General features: G+C 49.6%; 9 protein-coding genes. 3 read left to right on the forward strand and 6 right to left on the reverse strand.

Going from position 1 to position 8686, the window contains the following annotated elements; genetic code table 11:
• Nucleotides 1-2 precede the first annotated feature (2 nt).
• Complete coding sequence (gene ribF, locus VF399_10225) at nt 3-881, forward strand: riboflavin biosynthesis protein RibF (GenBank protein ID HEX7320714.1); 879 nt, start codon at nt 3-5, stop codon at nt 879-881.
• Nucleotides 882-979: 98 nt separating this feature from the next.
• Entirely contained in the window at nt 980-2365 is a 1386-nt protein-coding gene (gene rpoN, locus VF399_10230; GenBank protein HEX7320715.1) for an RNA polymerase factor sigma-54, read from the forward strand.
• Nucleotides 2366-2442: 77 nt separating this feature from the next.
• Here the strand turns inward: rpoN and rpmA are convergent, their stop codons facing one another.
• The 6 genes from rpmA to gap form a co-directional block, all read right to left on the reverse strand.
• Nucleotides 2443-2694 (reverse strand): 50S ribosomal protein L27, encoded by a 252-nt coding sequence (rpmA, locus tag VF399_10235; protein HEX7320716.1) that lies wholly within the window; start codon nt 2692-2694, stop codon nt 2443-2445.
• Nucleotides 2695-2722: 28 nt separating this feature from the next.
• The gene (gene rplU, locus VF399_10240; GenBank protein ID HEX7320717.1) at nt 2723-3043 is read right to left on the reverse strand and encodes a 50S ribosomal protein L21; all 321 of its coding nucleotides are present in this window, start codon (nt 3041-3043) and stop codon (nt 2723-2725) included.
• A complete protein-coding gene (gene secG, locus VF399_10245) occupies nt 3043-3411 on the reverse strand; it encodes a preprotein translocase subunit SecG (protein HEX7320718.1) in 369 nt (122 codons plus the stop codon). The genes rplU and secG overlap by 1 nt, the downstream gene beginning before the upstream one ends.
• Nucleotides 3412-3547: 136 nt before the next feature.
• Nucleotides 3548-4276: a triose-phosphate isomerase gene (gene tpiA, locus VF399_10250; GenBank protein ID HEX7320719.1), complete on the reverse strand. Its 729-nt coding sequence runs from the start codon at nt 4274-4276 to the stop codon at nt 3548-3550.
• Nucleotides 4277-5458 (reverse strand): phosphoglycerate kinase, encoded by a 1182-nt coding sequence (locus VF399_10255; GenBank protein HEX7320720.1) that lies wholly within the window; start codon nt 5456-5458, stop codon nt 4277-4279. It abuts the gene before it with no gap.
• Nucleotides 5458-6465, reverse strand: coding sequence for a type I glyceraldehyde-3-phosphate dehydrogenase (gene gap, locus VF399_10260; protein HEX7320721.1), 1008 nt, complete (start codon nt 6463-6465; stop codon nt 5458-5460). The genes VF399_10255 and gap overlap by 1 nt, the downstream gene beginning before the upstream one ends.
• A gap of 214 nt (nt 6466-6679) precedes the next feature.
• Here gap and murJ point away from each other — a divergent pair, with 214 nt between their 5' ends.
• Complete coding sequence (gene murJ, locus VF399_10265) at nt 6680-8236, forward strand: murein biosynthesis integral membrane protein MurJ (GenBank protein ID HEX7320722.1); 1557 nt, start codon at nt 6680-6682, stop codon at nt 8234-8236.
• Nucleotides 8237-8686: the final 450 nt, after the last annotated feature.

An 8686-nucleotide genomic window follows, 5' to 3' on the forward strand; every position in this document is an offset into this window, starting at 1 on the left:
AAATGAAAATACTGCCAAGCGTGCGTGACGATATCACCCGCGAAGCGGTCTGCGTGGTGGGCGGTTTTGACGGTGTCCACCGCGGGCATCAGGCGCTGATCCAACGTGCGCTGGAGCTGGCTGGCACGCAGAAAAAAACCGGTGTCATAACGTTCGATCCCCTACCCATCTTTGTTCTTAAAACCAAGGAAATATTTTACCTGACGCCCCGGTGTGAAAAAGAAAAGCTGCTGGAGGTACTCGGACTTGATTTTATTTTTTACATCGACTTCACCGCGGAGTTCGCGGGTTTGACCCCCGAATCGTTCGCAAAGTACGTTCATAAAATGATCGCGCCGGCTTGGATTGTCGTCGGCGAGAACTTTCACTTTGGAAAGGACCGTAAGGGCTCGGCCAAGATCCTCAAAGACCTCGCGTCAGGAATGTTTGAAGTCGATATCGTACCGAAGGTCAAGGACGAAGGCACGATCTCCAGCACCCGGATCCGCGAACTCCTCCTGCTCGGCAACATCAAGGCGGCTAACCACCTTCTGGGCAGGGAATACGCAATCCACGGAGCGGTGGTCAAGGGGAAAGGAAAAGGCACGCATCTCGGTTTCCCCACCATAAACTTGCAGGTCGAGCAGGAAAAACTGCTGCCTCTTGATGGCGTCTACAAAGTAACGGTATTATTTGATAATGAAGAACACCTGGGCGGAATGTTCTGCCGTCACGGGTTGGTTGAAGTTCACATTATTGATTTCACCGGCGATCTTTATGATATTCCGGTCCAGGTAAGGATCCTGGAACGCATCAGGGATATCCGGCATTTTGCCGATGACGCTGCGCTGCGAACCGCGATCGCGCGGGATATTAAAAAAGTAAGCAACCTGCACCCTTAAAATCGTAACCTTCAGGTCCGTTCAAAATCCTGCAAATGCAGTCAGAGACTGCATCCCTTGACAATGCGTGCCTCGTGATTATAATATTATGAAGACTTATGATCAAAAAATACCCAACGCTTCAAAACCGGCACGAAGTCAAGCAGTATCTGCTGCCCACTCTGACCTACTACCTCCGCCTGCTGGAACTTCCCAACCTTGAACTTGAAACAATAATCAGGCAGGCGCTCGAGGAGAATCAGGTCCTGGAGGAAGTACCGCAGGACGAGGACACATCATCTGAAGAAACGCCGGCTACCGATGACAAAACCGGCGATACCGGAAAAGAAAAGGATGATTTTTCAATCCTGGAACTTTTTTCCGAGGCATCGACCGTCTCGACGGAACCGGTCGACGATGAATTCGATCCGCTGGACAACGCACCAGCGGATAGTGATCCGTTGTACTCCCACCTCCAGCGCCAGGCCGAAAGAAAATTCACGGGCAAGGACCTGGCGATCGCCGAGCTGATCATCAGTAATATAGAAGAAGACGGATACCTGGCCGCCTCGCCCGAAGAGATGGCTCAAGAGGACTACGATATCAGCGATATAAATAGGATCATCAGGGAGATCCAGCGGTTCGACCCGGTCGGATGCGCATGGCGCGACATAAAGGAACCGCTGCTTGCCCAACTCGAAGCGGGCGGCTATGCTCCCGACAGCATTGAATACATGCTGGTCAGGGACCACCTCGGCGAATTGAAACATAACCACGCTTCGGGTTTAATCAACTCGCTGAACATTTCGGAAGAACAGTATCTGAAAGCCAAGAAAGCCATAATGAAACTGAATCCGTGCCCCGGTCTTCAGTGTTCAGCCGCAATGCCCAGGTATGTCGTGCCGGATTTTGTCATTAAGTGGCAGGACAACCAGCTGATCGGGCATCTGAACGATAATGACAGCTCCCGCATCAGGGTCAAAACCTATTACCTGGAAATGCTCAAGAACAAGGCGAACCTGAAACCGGAGGAATATGAGTTCATCAAGAAAAAAGCCCAGTCTGCTCAGAACTTGATCATCGCCATTGAACAAAGGCGCAAAACCCTGCATAAGATCGTGAATCAGCTCTTGGAATACCAGCGGGACTTCTTTGAACGCGGTCCCGGCAATATGCGGCCCATAACCATGACCGAATTCGCCGGCATGCTCAATGTAAATCCCTCGACGATATCGCGCGCGATCGCCAACAAATATCTGGAATCGCCGTGGGGCATTCACAAGATGAAGTATTTTTTCAGCGCGCCGGTCGCCAAGATCGACAAACGGCTGATCCACGAAAAGATCAAGAACATTATCGCTCAGGAAGACAATTCGGCGCCCCTTTCGGACGCCCAGATCGCCAAGAAATTAAGCCGGGAGGGCATCATTCTTTCCCGGCGGACCGTGACCAAGTACCGCGAACTACTCAATATCCAGGCTCAACAGTTCAGACGCAAGATCTGAGCGCTGGATCTCTTCAGCACAAACTATTTGTTTAATATGTTGCGGTGGTCAAAAAGGGATTGAACGGATCATACCAGTTAGGGTATGATCGATACTATTCTTTTGCCGCCTTTTCGGTATGCAAATTGGACCCGGCCCGGAACCAGCGCATAAAGCGTAAAGTCGTTGCCGACGCCGATGTTCATGCCTGGATGGATCCGCGTTCCGCGCTGCCGCACGATGATCGTGCCCGCATTAACCTGATGGCCGTCAAACCTTTTCACGCCCAGCCTCTTGCCGGCTGAATCTCGTCCGTTTTTCGCAGTACCGGTACCTTTTTTATGTGCCATTTATCCTCCTAATATGTTCCCTGTAGCCTTAATCTTTTTTCACGATGATATCGGTGATCTCGACTTCAGTAAAATCTTGCCGGTGCCCGTGTTTGCGGCGATAGTTCTCCCGCCGCGTGAATTTGAAACCCATGACTTTGGATGATTTCCCGTGTTTCTTAACCAAACCCTTAACCTTAACGCCGTCGACATAGGGCTTGCCTACGACCGTATTGCCGTTTTCCTTGAACATCAGGACCTTGTCGAATTCGATATTTTTCCCGGGTTCTCCGATGCGGGCCGGGATTTTAATGTTCTCGCCTTTGGTCACGACATATTGAACGCCGTTGGTATTAATGACCGCGAACATTATTTACCTCCTTCAGTGCCCGTACCTGTACCCGGTTCGTGGGGGATCACCGGGCCGCCCTCGGTTGGTATGCCTGTCCCCTCTTCCGCGGGTAATTCCGTCTCCAATCCCTTTTGCACCGCGCTCTTCGCACTGGGCCGCCGTGATAGCAGAACCAGCGAAAGCGAGGTGACGAAAAATCCGATCGCCAGACCTGATGTCAATTTAATGAAAAACGGGGTCGAGCCCTTGCCGCCAAACAACGCATCCGTGCCGCCGCCGCCGCCGAAAACGCTGGACATGCCGGCGCCGCGCGACTGCTGAAGCAAAACAACGATGATCAGCAGGACGCAGATCAAAACATGAATGACCAAGATTATTCCGTACATTATATCTCCTTCAAGTATTTCATTCGATTTCTTTTCAAAATATCAGCGATATTTCAACAGATTTTAATTATACATATTGGCTTCAAAAAGTCAAGGGTTTATCTGAAATAACTCAATTACACAATTACATATTAACTTAATAACTATTATATTTAATGATTCTCGCGAATTCTTCAGCTTTCAGGCTTGCGCCGCCGACCAGCACGCCGTTCAGTTCCTTTTCCTTCATCAGCGTATCTATATTGTCGCCTTTGACGCTGCCGCCGTAAAGTATTGTCACCGGCTTGTTTATCTGGCTGCGGATGAACTTGTGTGCTTCCGACGCCTGCTGGGGCGTGGCGGTCTTGCCCGTGCCGATCGCCCAGACCGGTTCATAGGCAAAGATCATCTTGTGCACTTCGTTCTCAATGCCTTTCAATCCCCGCTGCAGTTGGGTCTTGAGCACTTCCTCGGTCTTACCCTGTTCCCTTTCTTTCTCGGTCTCGCCGGCGCAAAAGATCGAAATAAGCCCGATCTCGAGCGCCGTCTTAAGTTTTTTGTTTATCCACTCGTCAGTCTCGCCCATGACATGACGTCTTTCCGAATGCCCGATCAGCACGTATTCGCAGCCAGCGGCTTTTAAGAACAACCCTGAGATCTCGCCCGTGAAAGCTCCGCTTCTTTCCCAGTGCATGTTCTGACCGCCGAGTTTGAACCTGGTGTTTTTTATTATTTCAGCCACATGAGGCAATGAGGTAAATGGCGGTATCAGAATGACATCGCGGTCCTTTACATCGCCAGCAAGTTCCAGGAGTTTCAAGACCAGCGCTCTGGATTCTGCTGGGTCCTTGTTCATCTTCCAATTTCCCGCTATGACAGGCACCATTTATTTCTCCTTCAGTACTTTAACTCCTGGCAGTTCAATGCCTTCCAGGAATTCCAGCGACGCGCCGCCGCCTGTGGAAACGTGACTGATTTTATCCGCCAGGTTGAATTTTTCCAGCGCCGCGACCGAATCACCGCCGCCCACGACTGAAACCGCGCCTTTGGCAGTGGCGTCAGCGACCGCCTTAGCGATCTCTACCGTACCCTTGGCAAACTCTTCGATCTCGAAGATCCCCATGGGACCATTCCAGACAATGGTCTTTGCCTTGCCGATCAGAACCTTAATGTCTCCGATAGATCTGAATCCGATATCCACGCCCATCATATCCGCCGGTATCTTATCCGCGGCCACGACGGTTCCTTTAATGCCGGGTTTTGCTTCTTTGGCTACGACGATATCCGCCGGCAGATACAGCTTTTTATCTCCCAGTAGATTTTTTGCCTCAGCGATAAATTCATCCTCACAAAGCGATTTACCGACCGCATAACCCTTTGCCTTGTAGAAGGTAAAGCACATGCCGCCACCGATCACCAGGTTGTCGACGAGTTTAAGGAGATTTTTCAGTACGCCGATTTTGGTTGATACTTTCGCGCCGCCGATAATCGCCACGAGCGGTCTTTTCGCACTTTTAAGGACCCCATCGAGATATCGCACTTCCTTTTCCATAAGAAAACCGGCTGCGGGTTCTTTAAAATAATGCGCCATGCCTTCGGTCGAAGCGTGCGCGCGGTGTGCCGAACCGAAAGCGTCGTTCACGTAGAGATCAGCAAGCGCAGCCAACTCTTCGGCAAAATCGGAATCGTTTTTTTCTTCCTCGGCGTGGAACCTCAGATTTTCCAGGAGCAGAACATCGCCTTTTTTCAACCCCGTGACGATCTTTTTTACTTCAACGCCCACACAATCGCCGGCAAACATCACCTTTCTGCCCAGTAATTGTTCAAGCCTTTTTGCCACGGGCGCAAGACTCTGTTTCGGATCGACCTTTCCCTTGGGCCTGCCGAGATGGCTAGCGAGCACGGGTATGCCGCCGTGCTTTAATATGTACTGGATCGTGTCCAGCGAAGCCTGGATACGCGTGTCGTCAGTAATGTTCATTTTATCATCCAACGGCACATTGAAATCCACCCGGACAAAGACCTTTTTACCGTCAAACGACAGGTCTTTTACTGACAGCTTCGCCATTATTCTCTCCCGATGATGTATTCAAGCATGTCGACGATCCGTACCGAATACGCCCATTCATTGTCATACCAGGCGAACACCTTCACCATGTCGCCCGCAGCCATGGTCAATGCAGGATCGAACACGCATGAGTGAGGATCACCGACAAAGTCGATCGACACCAATGGCTCATCGCAGTACCTGAGGTATTTCCCCATTTTACCGACCGCTGCTTCCTTGAACGCCTTATTGACATCGTCTTTATTTGTTTCTTTTTGAACGAAGCAGACAAAATCTACGAGCGACACGTCGGCAGTCGGAACCCGGATCGCGACGCCGTCGAGCTTGCCCTTAAGCTCAGGGAAGATCTCGCCGATGACCTTGGCTGCTCCGGTTGAAGTCGGGATCATTGATACGGCCGCAGCCCGCGCGCGGCGCAGGTCCTTGTGCATCAGGTCAAGTATCCGCTGGTCGTTCGTGTATGCGTGGATCGTAGTCATATACCCCTTTTTGATCGTGTATTTTTCATGCAGGACTTTTACCATGGGCGCAAAGCAATTGGTCGTGCACGAAGCGTTGGAGATAATAATATCTTTCTTGGGATCGTACTTTTCTTCGTTGATCCCCATGACGAATGTCGGAACCCTGGGTTCGCCCTTTGCCGGTGCGGAAACAACCACCCGCTTGGCGCCGTTCTTTATATGTTGTTCGATCTGGCTGCGTTCGTTGAACTTTCCGGTTGATTCTATCACGTAATCGATCTTAAGATCCTTCCAGGGAAGCTTGGCCGGATCTTTTTCAACAAGCACCTTGTAGGTTTTGCCATCGACCACGATGGCATCGGATTTTGCTTCGACCTCAGCATTGAATATCCTGTGAACTGAATCGTATTTCAAGAGATGAGCAAGGGTCTTGGCATCTGCGATATCATTAATAGCGACAATATCGAATTTATCGCTTTTGTACCCGGCCCTGAAAACCAGGCGCCCGATCCTGCCAAATCCGTTTATTGCAACTAGGGGTTTCATTTATCCTCCTTCATTATTACTATTTATGATAATAATATAACTATTTTGTGCATCTGCATAAATTTGGGTCAATAGATACTATTATATATAATAGAATATTAAAGTCAATGAATAAAATCACTGTAATTTCTCTTCGCATCACCGTAATCGAAGATTTCCGTTTTATAGAAATCTCATTGACTTAAGCAGGCATTTCAATATAATCTACTCATCCATGGCCGATATTACCCGGGGCGTCAGGGCTTTCACGTTCGGTACAGCGGTCAGCCGGGTCCTTGGCTTGGCAAGGGAATCAGTCCGGGCGTTCCTCTACGGTGCTGGACGCGCCACCGATGCTTATCTCGCTGCATTTCGCATCCTCGACCTGCTGCGGGATCTTTTCGCTGAATCCACTCTCTCGGCAGCCATCGTTCCGATTCTCACCGCGCAGAAACAAAAAAGCATAACCGAACAGAACAAACTCGCCAGCAACATATTCAATATCCTGTTTATTTTCGTAGGTATCATAACGCTAGCCGGTATTTTTCTTTCGCCGTACATCACCCGCGTAATCGCCTTCGGTTTCGTGAACATCCCGGGCAAACTCGAACTAACCAGTCAGCTGACCGCGGTTATGTTCCCGTTCCTGCTGTTCATCGCCCTGGCGGCATGGGCAATGAGCTATTTGAACACTGAAAACGAGTTCCTTATACCGTCGCTGGCGCCTGCCGCGTTCAACCTGTTTTCCATCGTTACGACGATCGTTCTGTATGCATACCTGGCACGGCGTGGCATCGACCCGATCTTTGCTCTCGCTATCGGCGCTCTGGTCGGTGGCTTAATGCAGTTCTTTATCCAGGTCCCCATGTTGTTTAAAAAAGGTTTCCATTATTATTTTTATGTGAATCTCAAGGATAAGGAATTTTTGAAAGTACTGGCGATCTTCATACCCGTGGCGATCGGACTTGCCGGTTCGAGGATCAATGTCGCGGTGGATGTCATTATGGTATCGTTTCTGGAGGAACGCAGCATGACCTGGCTTGATTACGCCTTCAGGGTCATGCACCTCCCCCTGGGCTTGTTCGGAATCGCAGTCGGCACCGTGGCGCTGCCGGCGCTTTCGCAGTTCGTCCTTGAGAAGAAATTCCCTGAACTGCGCGAGGCAACATTCGATGCTCTGAAACTGGTGCTGTTCCTGACCATATCGACGTCCGTTATCATCGCGTTCCTTTCCTATCCGATCATAAAGATCATATATGAAAGAGGAAAATTCACCGGGTTTGACACTCGGGCGACAACACAGGCGCTTATACTTTACATGATCGGCGTACCGTTCATGTCCGGCATACGCAATCTCGCTGCCGTGTTTTATGCGTTCAAGGATTCAAAAACACCTATGTACGCAAGCTTCGCCTCGATCGGAGTCCACATCGCGCTCAACCTTGTACTTATGTGGTTCATTGGTTTTCGTTCTTTTCCTTTAACCACCTCGGTAGCTGCGCTTGCCAACCTGGTTATTCTATTTTACTACCTGCCCCGTAAGATCGGACAATTCGACATAAAACCTATCCTGAAGTACTCAGGTCTATTGACGATATCTTCTGGGATCGCCGGGGTCTGCGGTTTGATCTTTATAAAATTGGCTTTTCCTACCATAAAAGCTACATTGATCACCCAGGTTATTGCGATCTTATTGGCAGGTTCTGTAAGTCTGCTTGTTTTCTATATTGTCTGCCGTTTACTTGGTGTCAACGAAGTGAAAGATTATGTGAAACGCATGGTGAAGCGCTAGGTTTGAATCTTTGAATTCAAAAAGCGGAAGTCAGGAAGCTAATAGAGATTGAAGCTAAGAAGGTGCGAAGTTGAGAGGCGATGATAAAGAAAATCCATTTCATAACATCGGCTCTTCATAACCTCTTAACCTCGTCTTTTCCGCTCTTCGTAACCTCCTAACCCCTTAACCTCGATCTTTTAGCGAAGCAAGATCGCTTTCGCCAATTTTCCCCAAATCTTTCTCCTGATTTGACTGGAAAATTGAGCGTCCCGTTTTTCGAAGAAAAACACGGGATTACCTTAAAAGAATCGCCTTTTCTATTCTTTCCTGCCCATCCGCTTCCAGCCGGACAAAGTAAACACCGGCGGGGACCGAACGGCCCACGTCGTCTGAACCATCCCAGACGACCTGGTTAACTGGTTGAATTCCGCCATGCTGATTGGCGGATAAATGGTTAAATAACTTAAC

The organism is bacterium, from assembly GCA_036382775.1.
Lineage (GTDB): Bacteria > Hydrothermota > Tepidihabitantia > SM23-42 > JAOAFX01 > DASVHD01.